The sequence below is a fragment of the Gordonibacter pamelaeae 7-10-1-b genome (genome assembly GCF_000210055.1).
In the GTDB taxonomy this organism is placed as follows: Bacteria; Actinomycetota; Coriobacteriia; order Coriobacteriales; family Eggerthellaceae; genus Gordonibacter; species Gordonibacter pamelaeae.
Genome location: NC_021021.1, coordinates 2,370,854 through 2,371,694 on the forward strand (window position 1 = coordinate 2,370,854; position 841 = coordinate 2,371,694).

1 protein-coding gene is annotated in these 841 nt (G+C 71.9%); it reads right to left on the reverse strand.

Annotated features, from left to right (window positions below; genetic code table 11):
* A partial coding sequence (locus tag GPA_RS11085; RefSeq protein WP_041239514.1) for a 4Fe-4S dicluster domain-containing protein occupies positions 1 to 841 on the reverse strand: 841 nt, incomplete at both ends.

An 841-nucleotide genomic window follows, 5' to 3' on the forward strand; every position in this document is an offset into this window, starting at 1 on the left:
CGCGCCCGTGGGGCAGGCCGCCGCGCAGGAGAGCGCATCCGTGCAGCGCGCGCAGTCGGTCTCGGACAGCACGAGCGGCACGCGCGCGGCGATGCCCGGGTCGCGCTCGAGCGCTTCCAGCAGCATCTGGCGCTTCGGCTGCATCGTCCTTCTCGTAAGTCCCTCGGGCACGAAGTCGTTGAACTCGGTGCCGTTGCCCAGGTTCAGACGCGCCAGCGCCCGCGCGCGCTCGCGGCGCTCGTAGAACTCCTGCAGCACCTCCGAGTTGCGCAGGCGGCGCTTGCCGCTGGCGATGTCGCCCACCTCGCCCACGAGGTTCGTAAACGCGCTGCGCCGGTCGACCCCCGCCGGGTTCGCCAGGTCGCGCACCAGGTTCTCCTTCTCGGGGATGACGTCTGAGAAGCCCACGGAGCGCCCGCTCCACGCCTCGCCCGTCTCCACGGCATGGGCGTACAGGAGCTCGCCCATCTCGCCGGCGCGTGCGCAGTCGGCGCAGTAGGACAGGTCGGCCGCTATCGTCACGTCGATGCCCTCGGCCAGCACGAGCGTCCAGAACTCGGGCGACAGGCACGCCAGGCAGGGCAGCACCACGACGTTCGCCGCCGGCTCCAGGCCGGGGAACACGTTCTCCTTGCAGGTGAGCACCACGCGCTCGCCGCGCAGGGCGATGCGGCGGATGCGGGCGTGCAGGTCGGCCATAGTGACGCGCGTCGACGAGAACGCGTCGCACACGCCCAGGCAGATGCCGCAGCGCGTGCAGGCATCCTCGTCGATGGCGGGGATGCCGTCCTCGGCGAACGATACGGCCCCCTGCGGGCAGGCCAGCGCGCACCGCTCGCAG